The sequence below is a fragment of the Vibrio algicola genome (assembly GCF_009601765.2).
Taxonomy (GTDB): domain Bacteria; phylum Pseudomonadota; class Gammaproteobacteria; order Enterobacterales; family Vibrionaceae; genus Vibrio; species Vibrio algicola.
On record NZ_CP045699.1, the window covers coordinates 750,358 to 772,181 of the forward strand.

Annotated in this window: 18 protein-coding genes; 13 read left to right on the top strand and 5 right to left on the bottom strand. The window is 44.0% G+C overall.

The window, feature by feature from the left end:
* Positions 1 to 7: 7 nt before the first annotated feature.
* On the bottom strand, positions 8 to 2,782 hold the full coding sequence (locus tag GFB47_RS03435; protein WP_153446565.1) for a heavy metal translocating P-type ATPase: 2,775 nt from the start codon (positions 2,780 to 2,782) through the stop codon (positions 8 to 10).
* A gap of 650 nt (positions 2,783 to 3,432) precedes the next feature.
* On the opposite strand from GFB47_RS03435, the gene GFB47_RS03440 reads away from it, so the two are divergent.
* The 12 genes from GFB47_RS03440 (at position 3,433) to GFB47_RS03495 (ending at position 15,412) form a co-directional block, all read left to right on the top strand.
* A complete protein-coding gene (locus tag GFB47_RS03440; protein ID WP_153446567.1) occupies positions 3,433 to 4,893 on the top strand; it encodes a multidrug transporter in 1,461 nt (486 codons plus the stop codon).
* 429 nt (positions 4,894 to 5,322) lie between these two features.
* On the top strand, positions 5,323 to 6,750 hold the full coding sequence (gene gltX, locus GFB47_RS03445; protein ID WP_153446569.1) for a glutamate--tRNA ligase: 1,428 nt from the start codon (positions 5,323 to 5,325) through the stop codon (positions 6,748 to 6,750).
* Positions 6,751 to 7,205: 455 nt separating this feature from the next.
* Complete coding sequence (locus tag GFB47_RS03450; protein ID WP_153446571.1) at positions 7,206 to 8,033, top strand: DUF3450 domain-containing protein; 828 nt, start codon at positions 7,206 to 7,208, stop codon at positions 8,031 to 8,033.
* 11 nt (positions 8,034 to 8,044) lie between these two features.
* Positions 8,045 to 9,466: a MotA/TolQ/ExbB proton channel family protein gene (locus tag GFB47_RS03455; RefSeq protein WP_153446572.1), complete on the top strand. Its 1,422-nt coding sequence runs from the start codon at positions 8,045 to 8,047 to the stop codon at positions 9,464 to 9,466.
* Positions 9,466 to 10,008 carry a MotA/TolQ/ExbB proton channel family protein gene (locus GFB47_RS03460; RefSeq protein WP_153446574.1) on the top strand — a complete coding sequence of 181 codons (543 nt, stop codon included), beginning with the start codon at positions 9,466 to 9,468 and terminating at the stop codon, positions 10,006 to 10,008. Before GFB47_RS03455 ends, GFB47_RS03460 begins: the two co-directional genes overlap by 1 nt.
* Positions 10,005 to 10,412: an ExbD/TolR family protein gene (locus tag GFB47_RS03465; RefSeq protein WP_153446576.1), complete on the top strand. Its 408-nt coding sequence runs from the start codon at positions 10,005 to 10,007 to the stop codon at positions 10,410 to 10,412. Before GFB47_RS03460 ends, GFB47_RS03465 begins: the two co-directional genes overlap by 4 nt.
* Before the next feature lie 16 nt (positions 10,413 to 10,428).
* Complete coding sequence (locus GFB47_RS03470) at positions 10,429 to 11,151, top strand: energy transducer TonB (RefSeq protein ID WP_153446578.1); 723 nt, start codon at positions 10,429 to 10,431, stop codon at positions 11,149 to 11,151.
* 86 nt (positions 11,152 to 11,237) lie between these two features.
* Positions 11,238 to 12,446, top strand: coding sequence for a tetratricopeptide repeat protein (locus GFB47_RS03475; RefSeq protein ID WP_225874286.1), 1,209 nt, complete (start codon positions 11,238 to 11,240; stop codon positions 12,444 to 12,446).
* 159 nt (positions 12,447 to 12,605) lie between these two features.
* Positions 12,606 to 13,088: a tetratricopeptide repeat protein gene (locus GFB47_RS03480; RefSeq protein ID WP_153446581.1), complete on the top strand. Its 483-nt coding sequence runs from the start codon at positions 12,606 to 12,608 to the stop codon at positions 13,086 to 13,088.
* A gap of 61 nt (positions 13,089 to 13,149) precedes the next feature.
* Positions 13,150 to 13,230 carry a (2Fe-2S)-binding protein gene (locus GFB47_RS16750; RefSeq protein ID WP_407701695.1) on the top strand — a complete coding sequence of 27 codons (81 nt, stop codon included), beginning with the start codon at positions 13,150 to 13,152 and terminating at the stop codon, positions 13,228 to 13,230.
* Between the two features lie 50 nt (positions 13,231 to 13,280).
* On the top strand, positions 13,281 to 14,678 hold the full coding sequence (gene yegD / locus GFB47_RS03490) for a molecular chaperone (RefSeq protein WP_153446583.1): 1,398 nt from the start codon (positions 13,281 to 13,283) through the stop codon (positions 14,676 to 14,678).
* Between the two features lie 152 nt (positions 14,679 to 14,830).
* Positions 14,831 to 15,412, top strand: a complete 582-nt coding sequence (locus tag GFB47_RS03495; protein ID WP_153446585.1) for a DUF938 domain-containing protein — start codon at positions 14,831 to 14,833, stop codon at positions 15,410 to 15,412.
* An 89-nt stretch (positions 15,413 to 15,501) separates the two neighbouring features.
* On the opposite strand, the gene fhuB is transcribed toward GFB47_RS03495, so the two are convergent.
* Together fhuB and GFB47_RS03505 are read right to left on the bottom strand one after the other, a co-directional pair.
* The gene (gene fhuB / locus GFB47_RS03500; RefSeq protein ID WP_153446586.1) at positions 15,502 to 17,508 is read right to left on the bottom strand and encodes a Fe(3+)-hydroxamate ABC transporter permease FhuB; all 2,007 of its coding nucleotides are present in this window, start codon (positions 17,506 to 17,508) and stop codon (positions 15,502 to 15,504) included.
* A 66-nt stretch (positions 17,509 to 17,574) separates the two neighbouring features.
* The gene (locus GFB47_RS03505) at positions 17,575 to 18,498 is read right to left on the bottom strand and encodes an ABC transporter substrate-binding protein (RefSeq protein ID WP_153446588.1); all 924 of its coding nucleotides are present in this window, start codon (positions 18,496 to 18,498) and stop codon (positions 17,575 to 17,577) included.
* A 64-nt stretch (positions 18,499 to 18,562) separates the two neighbouring features.
* On the opposite strand from GFB47_RS03505, the gene GFB47_RS03510 reads away from it, so the two are divergent.
* Positions 18,563 to 18,760: a hypothetical protein gene (locus tag GFB47_RS03510; protein WP_153446589.1), complete on the top strand. Its 198-nt coding sequence runs from the start codon at positions 18,563 to 18,565 to the stop codon at positions 18,758 to 18,760.
* A 2-nt stretch (positions 18,761 to 18,762) separates the two neighbouring features.
* Here GFB47_RS03510 and GFB47_RS03515 read toward each other — a convergent pair whose 3' ends face one another.
* Entirely contained in the window at positions 18,763 to 19,533 is a 771-nt protein-coding gene (locus GFB47_RS03515; RefSeq protein ID WP_153446591.1) for an ABC transporter ATP-binding protein, read from the bottom strand.
* A gap of 84 nt (positions 19,534 to 19,617) precedes the next feature.
* Positions 19,618 to 21,753 (bottom strand): TonB-dependent siderophore receptor, encoded by a 2,136-nt coding sequence (locus GFB47_RS03520; protein WP_225874287.1) that lies wholly within the window; start codon positions 21,751 to 21,753, stop codon positions 19,618 to 19,620.
* Positions 21,754 to 21,824 lie beyond the last annotated feature (71 nt).

The following is a 21,824-nucleotide window of genomic DNA, read 5'->3' on the forward strand; positions in this document are numbered from 1 at the left end:
ATTATTCTCATTGAGATTTAGAGTTATATTGCGTTTGGCTTGGTTTAAATAAGCGTAAACGGTTGGCGTTACTCACTACGGTAATAGAGGATAATGCCATTGCCGCGCCAGCAAAAACAGGGCTAAGCATAAAGCCAAACATAGGATATAACACCCCAGCCGCTACGGGAATACCCAGAGAATTATAAACAAATGCACCAAATAAGTTTTGTTTAATATTGCCGACGGTGGCTTGGGATAACTCAATTGCATCGACTAATGCCAAAGGCGAGGAATGCAATAAGGTCATTTGCGCACTTTCAATCGCCACATCTGAGCCACTTCCCATCGCAATTCCGGCATCGGCTTGAGCAAGAGCTGGCGCATCGTTAACCCCATCACCCACCATAGCGACTTTGGCTTGTTTTCCCTTAACGCGTTCGTTTTGCAGCTCGATGATTTTTTCCGCTTTTTGTTGTGGTAGCACTTCGGCAATCACATGTTTAATGCCTAATTGATCACCAATAGCTTGCGCGACTTTTTGATTATCCCCTGAAAGTAATACCACTTTGATACCTTGCTTTTGCAGTGCATCTACCGCAGGTTTGGCGTCATCACGGATTGGATCTGAAACGCCTATCAATGCCACTAGTTGGTCATCAATTGCGACGGCGATCGGGGTAAATGCGCGTTGTTCAAAGTGAGTTAATTGGGTTTTACTAACGTCGATATCAATATTATTTTGACGTAAATAGCGTGGACTACCGATATATACCGTTTGGCTCTGACCGTTATCTGAAATGCTCGCTTGAACCCCTAAACCTCGTTTGGCGCTAAAGCCAGTCACCGCAAGATTATTGTCAATATCAATGTTTTGCTGTTGCTTAATATAAGCACAAACCGCTTGAGCTAGAGGGTGTTCCGATTGTGCTTCAACATGATACACCGCGGTTAAAATAGCGGTTTGATCGTGCGATCCAAACCGCTCAACTTGCTGAACGCTAGGTTTGCCTTGGGTGAGGGTGCCGGTTTTATCAAACACCACGGTATTGATTTGGCTAGCGGTTTGCAAAACTTCGGCGTCTTTAATTAAGATGCCAAGTTCGGCGGCTTTCCCAATACCCACCGTCACCGATAGCGGCGTCGCCAAACCTAATGCGCATGGACAGGCGATAATCAGTACGGTTGTGACCACCACCAACATATAGCTTGCTTGTGGCGCAGGGCCAACCGCATACCAAACCAGCGCCGCAAAAATAGCAATGCATACGACAACCGGCACAAATACCGCTGAAATTTTATCGGCCAATTTTGCCAGTTGCGGCTTACTGCTTTGAGCTTGGCGCACCATTTTAATAATGCGAGCAAGTGTGGTGTGTGAACCAACCATAGTCGCGCGGATCACTAAACTGCCATCTTGGTTAATGGTACCAGTAAATACGGCATCATCGATTTGCTTGTAGGCCGCCAGTGGTTCGCCGGTAAGCATCGCCTCATTAATATAGGACTCGCCTTGTACCACTTTGCCATCAACGGGGATTTGCTCACCAGGTTTCACGCGGATCTGCATACCAGCGGTGATTTTTTCGATGGCGAGAGGAGTATCAATGCCATCAATGATCACGGTGGCGGTTTTGGGTTGTAAGTCGATTAAAGCTTGCAGCGATTGAGTGGTGCGGGCTTTGGCTTTGGCTTCAATATAATGGCCAAGAGAAATTAAGCCAATGATCATCGCGCTGGCTTCAAAGTACACATGCCTTGCTTCAACGGGGAACCAGCTCGGAGTGGCAACCACTAACATAGAATAAAACCATGCCGCGCCAGTGCCTAATGCCACTAAAGTATCCATAGTGGCGCGTTTATGTTGCAGCGCTTGCCACGCATTGCTAAAAAATGGTCGCCCTGCGGTGGCGAGTAAAGCTAAGCAAACTAGCCCAATCACGCCCCAAGTCAGTTGGTCGGCGCTATTTCGGATCATCATATTGCCGCCCAATACTCCCCAAGCCATTAATGGTGTACCAATAATAAGACCGGCAATGGCATTATTTTGGTTGATTTTTAAGCTCTGTTGAAATTTGGCTTGTTGCTGCTCACGCATACTCGCTTCATCAATCACTAACTCAGCTTGATAACCGGCGTTTTTAATCGCATCCGAGATAATAGTTGCCTTATCTGCTGAAATTGTCGGGGCGGTAACCCACGCGGTTTGCTCGGCTAAGTTAACTTGTACTTTGGTTACGCCCTCGATTTGGGTAATCGACTTTTCTACCGATGACACACAACTGGCACAGGTCATGCCGTTAATAATAAAGTGTAAATTGGCTTCTTCGCTTTTTTTCTCATCGACCGCTACTTTACTGCGCTCTGCTTTTATTGCTTCAGTAGACATTGCTTCAGCAGGGATGTCGTCTTGGTTCGATTTCGCTATTTGAGCCTCAAATCCAAGAGCCTCAATCTGTGAGATCACCGCTTCAACTTCAAATTGTCCACAAATAAAGAGGTGCGTTTTTTCAACTTGCAGCTCATCAACAGTTTGCCACTGCTCAAACGCGGCTTTTACTTTGGCTACACAGCGACCGCAATGTAAACCGGATAATGAAAAGTGAAGTTGTTGCGCTGTCACATAACCAAAAGGGGCTAAGGCTTGATTCAAACTAAACCAAGTCTCATCGCTGAGGATTACCGCTTGGGTAGGAGTAATACTTTGCACTTGCGTATTGGGCAACGCATTGAAAGCTGCCTCTGCTTTGCGTGCACAACCCATGCAATTTAAACCAGTGAGGTGTAATTGATATTGAAACATGACAAACACTCTTCAGTTGAAAACTAGTGACACTATAAACCTTCCCACAACGTCATGGTCAAGTTGATTTGAATATTTCAATATTTTAATTATTTTTATATACCGTCGTTTTATCGTGCTTAGAAAACTTATTTGGTAAGTTTAATTAAGTGGGTGTTTTGGTGGTTTATTAGTCAGGTTTTTGAACTTGAAGGTATGAGTTTCCGTAAATGGCACGAGGGCGAGGGAATTAAACGAAATCTATTGGGTTAGTGTAAGCAACTGAAAAATAGAGTATTGACGTTTTTGACGGTGGTGTATTTGCGGCTTGGTTCAAACTTTGACGGCTTTTTGGTCTAAATGGATGTTTATAGTTGTGAATGTTGAGTGATCTACGTCACCAAAAAACACTCTAAAAGCAAATGTAAGCGACATTTATCACATCGGATTGGCCTTTATGTTTTTTTATATTTTACTTAACTTATTGTTTTTAATTGGTTATGTATTTTTATTCTTTGCCGGATTTGAAGGTGATCAAGTTTTATTATTGATTTAATTCTCGATTAAAAAAAAGGTGACATGATGAATTACGTTAAGTAAGAAACGCAACAAACAACAGTCAGGACGACTGGGAATTAATTATAAAATTAAAGTTAAATTAGGGGTTATATATGAAAAGCGTTTTTAAAAGAACAGTATTAGGAGCGGCGGTCTCGTCAATGCTACTAGGTATGGCTGCATACTCAACTGGTGCTATGGCTGCGGATGATGTGGCATCAGGTGATACATCAATTGCGGGTGAAGGGGTTGTTGAGAAGCCGTATGAAGGCGGCTTCTTCGAAGATGCTGCTATTAATGGTGCAATTAATTTCTGGATGCGTGACCGTACTCGTGCTGGTACCAATACGACAGATGGACGTAACGGTAAAGATACAGCAAAAAACACCAATTTAGATCATGGTACCATTTATGCTGCACTTGACTTTAAATCTGGCTATATTGGTGATGTTGCAGGTATCGATTTAAATGTTTATACCACTTTTGATATGTGGAACAACGGTTCACCTGACCACGAAATGAACTTCTGGAATGTTAACAATCCATACGATACGGATCCTGGTACTCGTACAGGTTGTACTGGCACATGGGATTCATCTTGTACCGATAATGGTGGTGCATTCCAAACAGCGGCGGCAAAATTTAAGTTTGGCGAGCATATTACTGCTCGTGGTGGTTACTTCCAACCTAGTGTTCCATCAACCTTAGGGGTTAACTGGTCTTACGCTGCCGGTACTTATGAAGGTGGTGAAGCGGGTGCAACTTTTGGTCCAGTTAAATTAGGTTTCGCGTTTGTCGATAAATACCGTGCACCTTGGTACAAAAAACAATACAACTTCCGTACTGGTACCGGACATACTGCAAAAAATGCAGGTAACATCTATTCGTTGGGTATGCGTTACTCTATCAACGATGCAATGTTGTTAGATGTTGCATACGCTGGTATGACGGAAGGCGATCGTAAAAATGCTCACGTGAAATTCAAGTGGACGACCGATGGTGGTTGGTATGTATCGCCACAAGTTTACGTAGTGGATGATGATAACCAATACGACAAAACGGCGTTCCAATTGGCTTTCTTAAGTGCTAAATCTTTTGGCCAATACAACTTACGCTTAGAAAGTACTTACACCTCTGCTGATTCTGAAGATACTCGTCATAACGTAGGTAACCTTGCTTACCGTATGACAGAAGCTTACGGTGGTTCTAACGGTGCATACGATATCTGGTGGAACAACCGTTCGGATTTCAACCATGATGGCGAACTTGGCTTCTTCGGTGAGTTGAAACGTGATCTTTCGGACCTAGGTGCGCCTGGTCTAACCGTTGGTCTAAACGGTGTTTATGCATTTGGTGCTGAATACGAAGGATCGGATGACCTAGTGGAATACTCGGGTAGTGCGTTTGCAAACTATGCAATCCAAAGTGGTGCGTTAGAAGGTGCGACTTTCGGTATCTACTACACCCATTACGTCAATGACTCTAATACAGCAGATTGGGTTGTGTACTCAAATGGCTTCAACGATGAAAATGACTTGAAGGTGACATTAACCGTTCCTTTTGGCATTAAATAATAATGTAAAAAGGCAATAGAGCAACACTTATGGAGTCAGTAATGATTCCATGAGTGCCGTTTTTCGGCAATGGTTAGGGCCGCAATCATGTCGATATTGACGTTCATTTTTGAATAAAAAACAGAATTTCAAGACTAAAAAACGGACATAGCGAATACTCTAGACATAGAGTATGTAAAACAAAAAGGGAGATAGTCCGCAAGGATCATCTCCCTTTTTCTATACTCGGCTTAATTGACGCTGCTGCTTTATTTGAATATCCCTGTGGGGGCTACTTGTTAGCCGAATTCATGATTGCTATTTGAGTGTTTGAAATTGAATGGTAGAATACGCGCAACTTACTGCCTTCGCCTTATATAGCCTTATTATTTGAGTCTATTCGCGAGTTTGGCAAATCTTATCTGTGCACGTTTCAAAAAGGTAACTTAAATGACGGTTAAAACACGTTTTGCTCCTAGTCCAACTGGCTATCTTCATGTCGGTGGTGCTCGTACCGCGCTTTATTCTTGGTTATACGCCAAAAGCCAAGGTGGTGAATTTGTTTTGCGTATTGAAGATACTGATATCGAACGTTCTACTCAAGCGGCTGTGGATGCGATCTTAGAAGGCATGCAATGGATGGGGCTAGATTGGGATGAAGGTCCTTACTACCAAACCAAACGTTTCGACCGTTATAATGAAATGGTTGATAAACTGCTAAGCGAAGGCAAAGCCTATAAATGTTACGCGTCAAAACAATTGCTGGATGAGATCCGTGCCGAGCAAGAAGCGAATAAAGAAATGGCACGTTATGATGCCAAACACCCTAAAATTGTGGCAGCAAACCAAGCCGCAACAGAAGGTGATCCATGCGTGATCCGTTTTCGCAATCCAACCGAAGGCAGTGTGGTTTTTGAAGATCAAATCCGTGGTCGCATTGAAATTGCCAACAGCCAATTAGATGACTTAATCATTCGTCGTACCGATGGCGCGCCAACCTACAACTTCTGTGTGGTGGTGGATGACTGGGATATGGCGATCACCCATGTGGTTCGTGGTGAAGATCATATCAACAATACTCCTCGCCAAATCAATATCTATAATGCCCTTGGCGCACCGGTTCCGACTTTTGCCCATTGTGCGATGATTTTAGGTGACGATGGCGCGAAGCTTTCAAAACGCCACGGCGCGGTTAGCGTGATGCAATACCGTGACGAAGGCTACTTACCGAATGCACTGAATAACTACCTAGTGCGTTTAGGTTGGTCTCATGGCGATCAAGAAATCTTCTCTCAAGCTGAGATGATTGAATTGTTTAGCCTAGATAACGTCAGCAAATCAGCGTCGGCCTTTAATACCGATAAACTGCTTTGGCTAAACAACCACTACATCAAAACCTCTGAGCCAGAATATGTCGCTAAGTACCTTCAATGGCATTTAGATGAACAACAAATCAGCCTTGATAACGGTCCTGCCATTACGGATGTGATCACCTTAGTGGGCGAGCGTTGTAATACTCTTATTGAATTGGCGCAGCAATCTCGTTACTTCTATCAAGATTTCGCAGAATTTGAAGCTGGCGCCGCTAAGAAGCACTTACGCGGAGTCGCTCGTGGTCCATTAGAACTCGCGCTGAGCAAAATTGAAGCGTTAACCGATTGGAGCACTGAAAGCCTACACGGCGTGATTGAAGCAGTATGCAGCGATCTTGAAATCGGCATGGGTAAAATCGGCATGCCATTGCGCGTTGCCGTGACTGGCGGAGGTCAATCTCCATCGGTTGATGCCACCATGCAATTGATTGGTAAAGCGCGTGTTGTGACTCGTATCAATATGGCGCTAGCGTTTATTGCAGAGCGTGAAGCTAACGCGCAATAAATGACGTAAGAATATGACAAAACAAAGCCGCTGAATGTTCAGCGGCTTTTTTGTATCTTAGACATTTATCGTTTCTTATTATTATCATCTACTGGAGCATCGATATGGTTCGGTGTAGTGCACGAAGTATTTATGCTAGGCGCTGTTTTGCCTTGCATTGATTCGGCAAAAGAGAAAGTAGAAAAAGCTAAAGTAATAACAAGCAGAATTGAAGTTTTCATGCTGACCTCACTTGTAGTGAAAGGGGTCCTTATGAGAAGAATCAACTTCCTTGTCTGTTTAGTATAGAAGATTAAAATGATTTATAGCAATAGACGATAAAATTTAATTGCTAATGGTAATTATTATCATTAACTTTTGGGTTTGGTTAAGTTAGAATACTTTGCGTTAAGAAAATGCTAACTTGCTTTATACCTAAAAAGGTATCGCTAAATTTACTCTAGACGGATTTAATCATGCTGTTTTTTCGTTATTCTCCTGTTACTTCTTCTCTTGCCTTGGCGGCATTGGCGACATCATTAACGGTGCAAGCCGATAGCCTTGATGCCGCCCGCAGTACCCAAGCGCACACCAATCAAGTAGCCAAAACGGCTCAGATCAAGATAGATAAAAATTCCGATCAAAGCTTTCAATTGCAAGCGCAGGTCGAGCAACTGCAAGCGCAAGTGGATAATCTCACCATCTATCAACAACATTTAACCAAACTGGTCGCGTCACAAGAGCAAGAAAAAATCGCCACCCAAGCTCAAATTGAAGAGATAGCCAAAACTCGCCAAGGTGTGGTGCCATTGATGTATTACATGCTCGATGGTTATAAATCGCTTATTCACCAAGGCACACCGGTGCGAATGGCAAGCCGTGAACAACGTCTAGCCGATCTTGAATTATTGATGGGGCGCGCCGACATTTCTGAAGCTGAAAAATATCGTCGTATTTTAGAGGCTTATCAAATTGAAATTGATTACGGCACTAAATTGGGATCGTATGAAGGCGAAATTACCCTTGCCAATAATGATACTCGCCAAGTCGATCTGTTGTATTTAGGCCGAGTGAGCTTACTCGCGCGCAGTAAAGATACCGAGCATATTTGGTTATGGGTACAAGCATCAAAGCAGTGGCAAGCGGTGGACAGCAGCCAGCGAGTTGAGATCAATAAAGCCTATGCACTGGCCAGTAAACAACAAGCGCCAAGCTTATTGAATTTGCCTTTGTCGCTTTCAAAACTTGAATCTCAAACTAAAGCTCAAGAGCAAGACCAATCTCAAACACTGGAGGCCAAATAATGATGTCTCTTATGTGTCAATCAATTAAAAAAAATGCCGTTATCGCCTCATTGATCTTGACGGCGAGTATGATCTTTTCTGTCGGTGTGAATGCCAATACGGTTAATGCCAATAATGCGAACGCCAATGACTTATCATCGTTAAGTGCTAAGGCAAAAGCAGAACAAATCGTTGAAAATAAGCATAATCATCAACGAGTGGTACTTAGTGCCGAGCAACGTGCGAAGTTACAATCTCAACGCGATCAACTGGCAAAACAACTGGCGCAAATAGAAAAACAAAACGCCCAGCTGAGTGAGACATTTGCCACCAATGAAAAAATCTTGGCAGAAAAAAGCAAAACATTACAACTGGCTACGGGCAGTTTAGGCGAATTATTTGGCGTCGTGCGTCTGGCGGCCAAAGAAGTGCAAAGCAACTATCAAGACTCATTACTAGGCGCACAAGGTCAACGCTTTGAGGCTCAATTAGATAAAGTGATCAGCACCGATGCTCTGCCATCTTTGCCTTTACTGACTGATTTGTGGCAGGCAATGAGCTATAAAATACGTACTAGCAGTGAGTTAAGTTCGGTGTCGATTTCGTATGTGGAAGGAGATGGCAAAACCTCAACCATGCCCGCTATTCGTCTAGGAGATATCGGTTTAGTGTCCTCAAAAGGGTATTTGAATTGGGATTTCACTCGTCAGCAAGCGTCTAATTATCTCGCGCTGCCTTCTGATGCGCCTAATTTAGAAAGCTTAACTGCAAATTTAAAAGAAGGTAATAAAGCGGTATTACTCGATCCGACTCGCGGGGTATTATTGGCGCAATTTGCCAATCAACCGACTTTAATGCAACGCATTGAGCAAGCTGGAGTGGTGGGAAAAATCATCTTAGCTTTGCTGGCGATTGGTTTGATTATTGCCCTGATCCGCGGCGTGAAACTGATGCAAACCCAGCAACAGATTTCGAAACAATTAAAACACCCCCAAACCCCAACCGATAACCCATTAGGTCGCATTTTAAATGTGTATCAAAAAGAGAAAAAACAGTCGGTAGAATCATTAGAATTACGCTTACTTGAAACTGTGTTAGATGAACAACAAGGGCTCGAACGCGGTTTATCTATGCTGAAATTGTTTGCGGCATTAGCACCGATGTTAGGTCTACTTGGTACCGTTACCGGCATGATCGAAACCTTCCAAGTGATCACTGAGTTTGGCAATAGTGATCCTAAAGTGATGGCGGGGGGGATTTCGATGGCGTTGATCACCACGGTATTAGGTTTGGTGGCGGCAATGCCATTATTACTGGCGCATAACATTTTATCTAATCGTGCGGAAAGCATTCGTAACACCCTAGAAAAACAAGGTGTGAGTTTGGTGGCTGAGCGAGCAGAGAAAGAATCGGATACGCGTAATGAAAATAACCCCGTGCCGGTTGGTGGGTAATGACTTGGCTTGCGAGTATGTTGCCAGATTTATTTTCTTCGCCTTTGTGGGATTTTATGGCGCGCGGCGGACAAGTGTTGTGGTGGCTTGCAGCTGTGGTGTTTGTTTGCTGGCTATTGATCATTGAAAGAATTCTATTTTTGAGTTTTTCCTATCAACACGCCAAAGCCGCTTGGGTTGCTCGTTGGAAATGTCGCTTGGAACATGACTCTTGGTTTGCTTTAGCGCAAAAAGAAGGCATGTTGCAGCAAGCCAATATGATGCTGACTCAACATTTAGACTTGATCAAAGTCTTGGTGAGTTTATGCCCAATGCTCGGGTTACTAGGAACCGTGACCGGAATGATCACCGTGTTCGATTTAATGTCGGTGTCAGGCAGTAGTGATCCCAAATTGATGGCTTCCGGTATTTCAATGGCAACCCTTCCTACTATGGCCGGTATGGTAGCTGCGTTGGCTGGCATGTTTGCCCATTCTCGATTAGTGAAAGTGGCCACGCGGAAAGCTTTACACTTAGAACAACAATTAAGGAGCGGCGAATGAGATTAGTTCGTCCCACAAAAGCAAAAGAAGAAGCACAAGTCGATCTTACCTCGATGCTCGATATCGTATTCATCATGTTGATTTTCTTCATCGTGACCAGCTCGTTTGTGCATGAATCTGGCATGGAAGTGAATCGCCCAGCCGCCTCGCATTCTACCAGCCAAAGCAACAGTGGTATTTTTGTGGCGGTGACGGCTGCCAATGATGTTTACATTGATAAGCGCCGAGTGGATGTCGAACGGGTCCAAGCCACATTAGAAAAACTGATGATGGATGATCCACAAGCCAGCCTTGTGATCCAAGCGGATAAACATGCTTATAACGGCACTGTGGTTGAAGTGATGGACGCGGCCAAAGGGGCTGGCATTAATAAAATCGCCATTGCGACCCAAACCAAGCAGTAAGGTGAATCAAATCGCGATGAATATGTTTAATCCACAGCACGATCAACACCATGCTTTTAAGCGGATGTGTATTGCGTTGCCGTTAGCTTTCATCACCGCTATCGCCTTGTTTTGTTTTATGTCATGGATGGTGGGAAGTGTTAAATCGAATGTTGGCGATGATCAGCCAGCAGTGATGTTTGATATGGTGATGCAAGATAAGGACTCAAGCTCTCAGCGTCGTCAACGTCAACTGCCTGAGCCGCCCAAAGTGCCCGATCAGCCTCAACTACTAGCGCAGCCGCAAGCGTTATCGACACCGTCTAACCCTGCTATGGTCAGTCGTCAGGTTAATGCTCAACAAGCCTCGCTAGATACCAGCTTGGCGCTGTCGGATTTTGGCGTTTCCGTCAATATGCCAACCATAGATAGCACAATGGCAAATGGTCCGAGTGTGGCGGCGGTGACAGGCGAGATAGGGCAGCAACAACAAGCGATGCCGTTATATCGCGCCCAACCGACTTATCCGGCTCGGATGCTGCAACGTCGGGTAGAAGGCTATGTAGTGATGTCATTTACCATTGATGGGCGTGGCAAACCAGAAGATATTCAAGTGATTGAAGCGAAACCGAGTAAAGCATTTGTTCGTTCGGCGGTTCAAGCATTAAGACATTGGAAATATCAACCCAAAATCGAAGGTGGCTCTGCGGTGAAGCAATCTAATCAACAAGTTAAAATTGAGTTTAAGATCAGCCAATGAAGATGCTTACCACAACATTTTGCTCTCTTGTGACCTCAAACACCCTCTTTAAGCGTGGTGTGTCTTTGGCGCTCTGGTGTTTGTTAATGAGTTTTTCTAGCGCAGCCGTCAGTCAAGCGACCAATAAAAGCGTCACACCTTATACAGGCAAAAAATTGGTGCAAGCCAGTCAGTTAGCGCAAGAAGAACACTTATTAAAAGCGATTGAAGTGTTAAACGGTTTTATCCCTAACAATGATTACGATAAAGCATTCGTCAATCGAGTATTAGGCATTTATTACTGGCAAGCCGAGCAACCAAAACAATCGATTAGAGCCTTAACCACATCAACCAATTTGCACGCATTAGAACCTAAAGCGCAATGGCAAACGCAACGTATGCTTGGCGATATTTTATATTCTCAACAAAATTTTGCGGCAGCCGTTTTAGCCTATCAAAAAACCTTAGCGGTAAAATATGACGCCAAAGGTAATGAACGAAAAATGCATGCAAAAGAGGTTAATCAACTTTATTTTCGTATTGCCGCCAGTTATTACCAACAGCAAAACTGGCAACAAGTCAGGCGATATATTGCTTACTACCGCGCGCCAGATGCCAAACAAACACTGCAAGCATTGCGTATGCAAGTAGTGGCGGAGTTACGCCTAAAGCAATGGAAAAACGCAGAGATGACCTTAGCGGATTTGATCCGACTTGAGCCCAATAACAAAGGCTGGTGGCAACAACAGATCTCGGTGCAATTGCAACAAAAGCGAACTCAAGCGGCATTAGAAACTTACGCTCTAGCGAAACAGCAATCGATTATCAGCAAGCAGTCGCTAATAAGTAAGCAAGCACTCACTTTTAACATCAATGATTATAAAACTTTGGCGCAGTTATACGCGCAAAATAAAATCCCAGAGCGCGCAGCACGGATTTTAGATGACATGTTTGCTCAATTTCCAGACAGCAAAACTATCGCCAACCAAAAGCGGCAAGCACAATATTGGCAAATAGCGCGCGAGTGGCCGCAAGCGATCAGCGCTTGGCAAAGCTTGGCACATCGTGATGCTCAATATTATTGGCCACTGACTCAATTGCTTATCCAACAAAAGCACTACGCACAAGCCAATAAAGTCATCGACCAAGCCAAGCCTTATGCTAAATTTAATGAGTTCGCATTGGCAAAAATTCAACTATTGTATCGCTTAGATAAATATAATGACGCATTGGCACAAGCGAAACGTTTGAATGAAAAGCAGCCTTCAGCCTCGGCGCAAACATGGATTGTCTATTTGGAAAATAAACTGCAGTAGTTCTGGGATTTCAAACGAGTTTTTTAAAGTGGATAGCGATACAGTTTACATCTTACATGTCACGTTGTAAGTGTATGATTTTTTGGTCTTTGCGGGGTTGATGTACGATTGGCTATTTTATTGCCGCTTAATAAAGCGTTCTAAATTTTAGAGGTATCTATGGAAACCGTAATCAAAAAAGCGATTGAGTTACGTAAACAAGGTCATTATCAATCATCTCGATTTTTACTGGAAAATTTACTGACGAATGATAATTATGCAGCTAAAGCTCACTTACAAATAGCTTGGTCTTATGATAATGAAGGTAAAGAGCAGGAGGCAATAGATCATTATTTAGCATCCTTGTCCGGAGCTCTTTCTTCTACAGAACGTTTTGATGCGTTATTTGGTTTGGCGAGTACTTATCGAAGTCTTGGTGTGTATGACGAAGCTCTGAGTTACTTTGAGCAAACTTTGGATGAGTATCCAGATTCAATCGAAGTGAAACCTTTTTATGCTATGTGTTTGTATAACACAGGGCAGCACAAAGAGGCGACATCATTGTTACTCGATCTCTTAATTTCAACAACCAATAGCGATGCCATCAAAAAATACCAAGTTGCGATTGAGTTGTATGCAAAAGATTTGGACAAAACGTGGTGAAGCGCGGTAATAGAGCGTTTGAACTATGATCTGACCAATTAAAAAATGACATTATATCCGCGTGATATGTTGCATGGTCTATCCCTGTGAAGGCCGACATTTATGTGAAAACTGCCCAAGAAAAGCAAAACAACAAAACTAAAATAGGGTACTATCGCCAGCCTTTTTGATATTTGGCGAGTGAGGCTTTTGATGTTTATTGGTTTTGATTACGGTACGGCGAACTGCTCCGTTGCAATGATGGAGAGTGATACCCCAACGCTACTGCCTTTAGAAGCAAATAATCATTATATTCCGTCCACATTATGCGCGCCGACGCGTGAGTCGGTCAGTGAATATCTGTATCGCTTTATGCAAGTACAACCTAAAGATGCGCAAGGTGAACAAGCCCTACGCCGCGCGATCAATCTAAACCGCGAAGAAGACATTCAACTGCAACTCGGTGATATGCAGTTTGGTCAGCAAGCGTTAGATACCTACCTAGACGATCCGCAAGAAGTTTATTACGTCAAATCACCTAAATCGTTTTTAGGCGCAAATGGGTTGCAACCGATGCAATTGAGTTTTTTTGAAGATCTGGTTTGCGCCATGATGAAAAACATTAAAACCAAGGCCGAACACACCACTCAACAAGACATTGAACAAGCGGTGATAGGCCGTCCGATCAACTTTCATGGTCGTGGTGGGGAAGAGGCGAACCGTCAAGCGGAAGGTATTTTACGCCATGCTGCGACTCGTGCGGGTTTTAAACAGATTGAATTTCAATTTGAACCCGTGGCGGCAGGGTTGGAATATGAAAGCACACTCAGCGAAAATAAAACCGTTTTAGTGGTCGATATTGGCGGCGGTACCACCGATTGTTCATTAATTGAAATGGGGCCAAGTTTTTCTACCATGTCTGATCGCAGCAGCAGTTTATTAGGCCACAGTGGGCAACGTGTCGGCGGTAATGATCTTGATATTTATCTCGCATTTAAACAGCTTATGCCTTTGTTTGGCCTAGGTTCTAAAATAGGGGGCTCTAAAATAAATGGCTCACGGTCACTCAGCTCGGCCAAAAACAGTGATATTGAAATGCCGATCACTCAATTTTGGAATCCTATCGCGATTAACAATGTGGTGGCGCAAAAAGACTTCTACCAAGCCAGTAACTTTAAAGCGCTAAAGTTACTTCAAAAAGAAGCGCAGAACCCAGAAAAACTGGCACGTTTATTAGCCACCTATCAACATACTTTAGGTTATCAAATCGTGCGTAAAGCCGAAGAAGCCAAAATAGGGTTATCGGAGAGTGACACGCATTCTCTGATTATTCCGGTTGCCAAAGAAATACTGGAGGTTGATATTCACCACGATGAAATGGTTGCGGCGGTGCAAACGCCAACGTTAAAAATGATGGAGTTGGTGACCGAAGTGATGAAGCAAGCGACTAAACAGCCGGATGTGATCTTTATGACGGGCGGCAGTGCTCGTTCACCTTTCTTACGTCAGGCACTCGAAGCACAATTGCCGAATATTCCAATTGTCAGTGGTAATTATTTTGGCTCGGTGACCGCGGGTTTAGCGCGTTGGGCACAAGTGGTTTTTAGTTAGATATCGTGTATAAAAATATAATAAAACGTATTATTTGCAGCGAAATTGATGCCATTCCGCTTGGATTTCATTTATTTTCTGCATTTTATTCGCCTTCATTGTCATAGGTGTCAATGATACTCTTGTCGTTTAGGCACTGTGAGAAATAACTTATGACGAAACGAACCTCTCCATATTGTGAAAAAAATCAGCAGCCCATTTTAGAGCATCTTTTTCAGCATTTTAAAGACGTAAAACATGTACTAGAGATAGGTTCTGGTACGGGGCAGCATGCGGTCTTTTTTGCTAAACAATTACCTCATCTTATTTGGCATACCAGTGATATGACTGAAAATCATGCCAATATTGACGCGTGGCTGGGTGAGTCGGAATTGGACAATGTTGTCTCACCAGTAGCATTTACCCTAGGTCAAGACCCATTTCCAAATGTGGCGGTAGACGCCGTATTTACCGCTAATACCACTCATATTATGCAACCACAAGAAGCGCAACAAATGATGGAATTGGTGGCGGCCAATTTACCGGCTGGTGGGGTGTTTTGTCAGTATGGACCGATGACGGTTAACGGTGAGTTTACCACTGACAGCAATCGAGAATTTGATGCAAATTTAAAGAGCCGAGGCTTGGGTGGTATTCGTGATATTGAACAGTTAAAACAATGGGCGAGCGGCATGGAGTTAATCCACATGCACCCAATGCCAGCCAATAATTTTTTGTTGGTATGGGGTAAATAACCAACGCTTTCCCAATCGTATTTGAAGTGATTGCTTTGTGGTAAATTGCTTTATTTCAAATTGCTTTGTTGCAAATTGTTTGGTCGTAATTAGCTCTTCTGCCCGCGAATAAGCAATAGTAAGAAATAACTGCCGCCCACAATCGATACTACGGTTCCTGCGGCGATTTGCATTGGGAATAAAATGGTTTGGCCGATCCAATCAGACACGAGCATTAATAGGCCTCCTGCCAATCCTGCCACCAACAATTGTGCCCGCGCTTGTTTTGCGCCGAGCATTACCGCCATGTGCGGCGCGAGTAATCCAACAAAGGCTACCGGCCCCATGGTGGTGGTCACTAAGGCGCACAACAAAGCAACACTGCACAATAAAATCACGCTGGTGGCTTGCACATTTAAACCTCGCGCGGCGGCAAATTGTCGCCCTGCGGAAATTAAGGTTAGCCAGCGCGATACACATACCAATCCAATAAAAATTATCGCCACATTCAGCGCAAGGGTGGTCGCGCCAGTACTGGTGACTCGATAGGTCGAACCTGCCAACCAACTAATAATGGTGTAACTGTCTTGTGTTCCTTTGGCTAAAGAAAATTGTACCAAAGACTCAATTAAGGCGGTGATCGCAATGCCGATCAACACCATACTCGATGGGGCAAATTGGTTTTTACGCCCAAGTAATAACAGCACCGCCAAGACCGCCATGCTGCCGCCAAAGGCAAGAATGGATCCAGAGACAATCATGGAGCCAGAGGCAAAAATATGGCTGCCAAAAAATACCGTGCCAGCCACTAACGCAAAGGTGGCCCCTGCCGAAATGCCTAAGATATCAGGGCTTGCCAATGGGTTATAAATAAGACGTTGTAATACTGTTCCGGCGGCGGCAAGCGCAACGCCTGCCGCAAGAGCCGTTACAAAGCGAGGCCAGCGAAGATCCCAACTAAAAGCATCTGGAATGGCAAAAGACAAACCGTGGTCACTGATGCTGACGGTTGCGGAAATGATTAGCATTATTACAGTCAAAGCGATAAATAACGGGATCACCCAAGCCGATAACTGCGCTTTGCTTGGTGGTAACTTGATGGAGATTTGATCTTGAGCTTTTAACGCGCGGCGGCTAAACCATACTAATGCAGGTGCGCCAATCGCAGCAGCCGTCGTGCCACTTGGGATCATCTCAAGGGTTAATTGGCTAAGTGATAAGGCTAAAATATCAGTCAACATGAGCGCCATGCTGCCGACCAACATACTGGTATATAATTCCGCCTTGGCAGTTCTTGCCCCCAGAGCACGAGCAATATTAGGGGCCAATAATCCAATAAAACTGATCACGCCAACAGCTGTGATCGAGGCCGATACAACCCATAAACCCAACACAATCAGTAGTATGAAAAATGGGATCACATTTAAGCCACGAGCCTCAGCGCCTTGGTGCCCTAAGCGCATTAAGGTTAAAATTGGTGGCGCAAAAATCAATAATAATGCTGCGACTGAAATGCGAGGCAACAACCAAAAGACCTTATCCCAGCCATTTTGAGCTAAATTTCCCGCCCCCCAAATAAACACATTTTGTGCGTATTGATCGTTGAGTAAAATAATCGCGGTGGCAATCGCGCCAAATAAAATATTGACCACCATACCGGATAAAATAAGCGGTAAACCGGTAATGTTTTTAGGGCCAGCTATGGTGATCACAAGTCCTATAGCAAACATTGCACCCACCATCGCAGCCAGCGCGGTAAAGTCCGCGGCGAGTGATGGAAAGAATACATTAATGATGATTAATGCCAACCAAGCGCCAGAAGATGTGCCTAATGTTAAGGGTGAGGTGAGTGAGTTTTGGGTCAATTGCTGCATTAAACTGCCGACTAAACCCAACATTGCTCCCACGATGATCGCCATTACTAAGCGTGGAAGTTGCGCATAAACAAACTGCATATGAGCAAAATCGAAATCGGCTAACTCAGATGCTTTGGAACCTATAATTAATTGCCACTGTTGGCTCAGAGGTAATGAGTGACCGATTTGTAGGTTGGTAAAAGCAATCGCAATAAAAGCAATAACAACAGCGATGACGGTGACAGGGCGGAGTGGGCGCATAAAAATAGATTCTTAATGATTTTGGTTATTGATTATTTGTAAATGATTAGTGGCTCTATATAAAAATTATGTTTGAGCTTGGATTTCTAGCAAACTTTTGCAGATGGACTCCGCAATATATTGCATCGACATTGCGCCGCCATAATTCCAGACCGCATCCGCCTGATTAACCTGTCCGTTGCGTACAAAGGGCATGGCTTGCCATAACATAGATTTATTGAGTTGAGCGTTTTGAGTGGCGCTAAATGGACCAAAATAAATCACGTACCCGTCTTTAACATGTTGTAAATCAGTAAGACGTTTTTGCACTATGCCCCATTCTTTGGCCGGTTGTGGTAGGGCAGTGGTTAAGCCTAACTGCTTGAGTACATAGTCGGTGGTGGAGTTTTTGGTGTATAGATAAATCGAAGTTTGATTGGCAAAACGAATTGCTGCCACACTGGGCATCTTGCCATTAAAGGCTTTGTTGAGTTGTTGTTTTAACTCTAAAAAGCGCTGTTGCATGGTTTGTAATTTTTGCTCGGCCAGATCGTTTTTATCGACCATCTGGGCAATATGTTTAAAGTTAGCTATCGCCGCTTTAGCGCTGTCTTGTTGTGCGTTGTAGGTTTGATAGTAAAGTACTGGCGCGATGGTTTTCAGACGTGGGATCAGATCTTTTTGCGGCTCGGCGACTAAAATAACATCTGGCTTTAATGCGGCCAGTTTTTCCATATTCGGCTCGGCGCGAGTACCAATATCTTGCACAGAAGCTGGAATAGCCGGTTTGACGACCCAAGTGGTGTAATCCTTAATATTAGCAATCCCGACAGGCGTGACGTCTAACTCGAGCAACTGTTCCGCCAGATCCCAATTTAACGCCACAATACGTTTTGGCGTGGCAGGTAATTGATGCTCTCCAAGGCTATCGGTGACGCTAATGGCAGCTTGGGTGGAGAAAGTGAATAGCACCGTCAAGAGCAATCCAATACGACGAATAATGGTGTTCATAGCTTATTAATACCTTGTAACTTATAAAAATTAACAATAGCTTCACTGAAAGTAATCCATGACAGTGAAAGCGAGATCCCGCATCTTCTTTGCTTATGCTCATGTGCGGGATGACGAAATTGGCTTTGGCTTATACCAATTGCATAAATGTAATGATCGAGCAAAATTGAGTACCGAGAAAAGCGACCAAGGACGGGGCAGCGTATTCTCGGCGTATTCAATTATTCAATTACTCAATTACTCAATTACTCAATGGAATTAGTCTTACATGACCACCGCAATTTTTTGCTCGGTTTGCTTGGGGTGATCCAGTAGTTGAATATCGGTTTGATAGAGTGCGCTCAATCTTTTTTCATCGAGTAACAATGATATCTCACCATTAAATTCAATCTTGCCTTGCTTGAGCGCGACGATATGAGTGGCGTAACGCAGTGCCAGATTCAAATCATGCAAAATAACGACAATGCCACAACCGGTTTGTTGATTGAGCGTTTGTAGCAGATCCATTAAATGATATTGATGATGAATATCGAGAGCAGACGTCGGCTCATCTAAAATTAAGAGCGGGGATTGTTGCGCTAATAACATCGCCACCCAAGCGCGTTGTCTTTCGCCACCCGACAGTTTATCCGCCAGATTATCGGCATAGTGCGCCACGCCAGTTTTGTCCATTGCTTGTTGGATAATGTGTTGGTCGTTATCTTGCCAGCGACCAAAAACCCCACGCCAAGCAAAGCGTCCAAGCTTGACTAATTCTTGTACTGTTAAACCGGCTACATCGGGCAGTTTTTGCGGCAAAAAGGCAATTTCGCGCGCCAGTTGTTTTTGTGAAAGTTGACCGATTTCAGTTTGGTTAAGTCGCACACTGCCACAATCAGGCTGAGTTTGACCGGAGAGCAAATTAACTAAGGTCGATTTACCACTGCCGTTATGGCCGAGTACCACAGTAAAGCCATCGGTTGGAATAGTGAGTTCATCAATGGATAAAATATCGCGGTTATCACGATGAACACGGACTTGGTTTAGTTGCAACATAATGGCGATTCTTCTTTTTCTAAAATAAAGATCCCGAACCTCAGTGTTTAGGGGCTGTTAGTGTTTCTTGTGTTGATGATACGATCACCAACGGTAATTGAGGGTCGCTGTAGCAGACATTTCTTCACCGTAGTAACAGTAATAATCACAACTGGAGACATACTCTTTATTGGTTAAGTTGTTGACGTTAATTTGAGCGCGCCATTTTTTTGTGATGTCGTATCGAGCCATAGCATCGAACAATGTCACGCTCGGCACATGCAAGATCCCCGCACCATCTGACGTGTGTCCCACCGACGAGCCCATATAACGAGAACCTGCGCCTAGTACTAATCCATTTAAGCTATCGAAACCAAGGTGGCTGAAATCATATTCAAGCCATGCCGATGCCATATTTTGTGGGATCAAAGCGGTACGTTGCTTATTGCCTAAGCCGTCATCCGATTGAGCGTCGGTATAGGTGTAATTGGCGCGTGCTAACAAGGCTTGGGTGACTTGAGCGACGGTCTCAATTTCAATCCCTTGTGAAGTGAGTTCTTGGGTTTGAGTTTGTTGAGCGGTGGTTGGGTCGTACACTAAACCATTTTTTTGATTGACGTTAAACCAAGCGACATTGACATAACCATTGATGAAATCAGGTTGATATTTAAAGCCGGCTTCGGTTTGTTGACCTTCAAGTGGTTTATAAGCTTTGCCGGTACTGGCATCGAGCGAGGCAATCACTTCAAACGATTCTGAATAACTCACATAAGGTGATAAACCAATATCACTGAGATACATCAAGCCACCGCTTAATGATAAATTGTCATTGTGGATATCTTCGTGGGTGCTGGTGGCGGCAGTGTCATTTTGCAGACGCACGATATCGTAACGACCACCAAATTTAGCGATGAACTTATCGTTGAAGGTGACTTGTTGCTGGGCGTAAATACCCATTTGTTCTTTTTTGATGTTAACCGGCGTGGCGCGATCGTCAATGGCGATAATATTGCCATGTACTGGGTTAAACGCATTAATACCAGAGGTGGTACCACCATTAGCATTACCCCAATCATCGGCTTGCATGCTGTCGTTTTTAAACTGCTGAACATCCACCCCGAGTAAGCTGGTGTTGGCAGTGTTACCCATATCCCAATTGGCAATAAATTGGTTATCCATGCTAAGCATTTGGGTGGAACCGTCACGGTAAACAATGCCACGGTTTAAATCGGCGCTGGTTTCACTGCCAAAAGCATAAGTACTGCGTAGCAATAAGTCGGTATAGGCGTAACGGGTATTTTGTTTGAACTGCCAAGTGTCGTTAAAATGGTGCTCGAATTCATAGCCAATTGAATATTGATTGCTTTTATTCTTATCGTAATCGGGCTCGCCTAAGTTAGTACTTGGGTCGATTTTCCCTTGCGGTGTGTCGAATAAGGTGCCGTAAGCGGGTAAAAACCCTGAGGTAGGAACACCATCATCTTGCTGCCATGAGGCTAAAAAAGTCAGGCTGGTATCGGGGCTAATATCGATGGCAAGGCTTGGGGCAATATAGGTACGATCATTGTAAGTGCCGTCTAACACGCCATCTTGACTGCTCATCATTGCCACTAAACGAAAACGCACATCGCCGTCATCGTCCACAAAACTGGTGGTATCGATACCAATTTGTTGTAGATTTCGACTGCCCCCTTTGACTTCAAACTCACCTCCCTCAACATAACCAGGGCGTTTACTGACTGCATTAACCACACCACCTGGAGGCGCTTCACCATACAATAATGAGGCTGGGCCTTTAAGTACTTCAATTTGCTCTAAACCAAATGGTTCTAAATTCCAACCATAATAACCGGTATTAAATAATCGATTACCATCAAGGTAGGTGGCGGCATCAAAACCACGGATCTTAAACCAATCGGTATTGTTATCGGAGCCGTAAGGTTGTGTCATCACACCCGGTTGGTAGCGCAGAGCTTCATCTAATTTGGTCGGTTGCTGTATCGATAATTGATCTTGGTTGATCACTGAAACGCTACGCGGGGTTTGAGCTAGCGGGGTGGCAACTTTTAGCGCCGAGGCGGAAACAGTAATCGTTTCAACCGAATCAGCGCTGTCATTCACAGCCGTGGTAGGATCGTCTTGAGCAAAAGTGGGCACAGCAAAAAGAGCCAAAGACAGTCCAATAACGGGGTTAAAGCGCAAGGAGAGCGCTTTGGATAAAGGGGACAAACTAAACAACATGGTTGATATCCATTCAATGCAAGTGAGATTCTTTATGCGAATCATTATCGTTCGCAATGGTAATCGGTTAT

Bases quoted from the DNA above. Each gene is read 5' to 3' on its own strand.
- fhuB (WP_153446586.1), bottom strand. From the start codon at position 17,508: ATGCGCCCACTCCGCCCTGTCACCGTCATCGCTGTTGTTATTGCTTTT.
- gltX (WP_153446569.1), top strand. From the start codon at position 5,323: ATGACGGTTAAAACACGTTTTGCTCCTAGTCCAACTGGCTATCTTCAT.
- GFB47_RS03440 (WP_153446567.1), top strand. From the start codon at position 3,433: ATGAAAAGCGTTTTTAAAAGAACAGTATTAGGAGCGGCGGTCTCGTCA.
- GFB47_RS03435 (WP_153446565.1), bottom strand. From the start codon at position 2,782: ATGTTTCAATATCAATTACACCTCACTGGTTTAAATTGCATGGGTTGT.
- GFB47_RS03455 (WP_153446572.1), top strand. From the start codon at position 8,045: ATGTGTCAATCAATTAAAAAAAATGCCGTTATCGCCTCATTGATCTTG.
- GFB47_RS03465 (WP_153446576.1), top strand. From the start codon at position 10,005: ATGAGATTAGTTCGTCCCACAAAAGCAAAAGAAGAAGCACAAGTCGAT.
- GFB47_RS03470 (WP_153446578.1), top strand. From the start codon at position 10,429: ATGAATATGTTTAATCCACAGCACGATCAACACCATGCTTTTAAGCGG.
- GFB47_RS03480 (WP_153446581.1), top strand. From the start codon at position 12,606: ATGGAAACCGTAATCAAAAAAGCGATTGAGTTACGTAAACAAGGTCAT.
- GFB47_RS03515 (WP_153446591.1), bottom strand. From the start codon at position 19,533: ATGTTGCAACTAAACCAAGTCCGTGTTCATCGTGATAACCGCGATATT.
- GFB47_RS03520 (WP_225874287.1), bottom strand. From the start codon at position 21,753: ATGTTGTTTAGTTTGTCCCCTTTATCCAAAGCGCTCTCCTTGCGCTTT.
- GFB47_RS03475 (WP_225874286.1), top strand. From the start codon at position 11,238: ATGAGTTTTTCTAGCGCAGCCGTCAGTCAAGCGACCAATAAAAGCGTC.
- GFB47_RS03505 (WP_153446588.1), bottom strand. From the start codon at position 18,498: ATGAACACCATTATTCGTCGTATTGGATTGCTCTTGACGGTGCTATTC.
- GFB47_RS03450 (WP_153446571.1), top strand. From the start codon at position 7,206: ATGCTGTTTTTTCGTTATTCTCCTGTTACTTCTTCTCTTGCCTTGGCG.
- GFB47_RS03495 (WP_153446585.1), top strand. From the start codon at position 14,831: ATGACGAAACGAACCTCTCCATATTGTGAAAAAAATCAGCAGCCCATT.
- yegD (WP_153446583.1), top strand. From the start codon at position 13,281: ATGTTTATTGGTTTTGATTACGGTACGGCGAACTGCTCCGTTGCAATG.
- GFB47_RS03460 (WP_153446574.1), top strand. From the start codon at position 9,466: ATGACTTGGCTTGCGAGTATGTTGCCAGATTTATTTTCTTCGCCTTTG.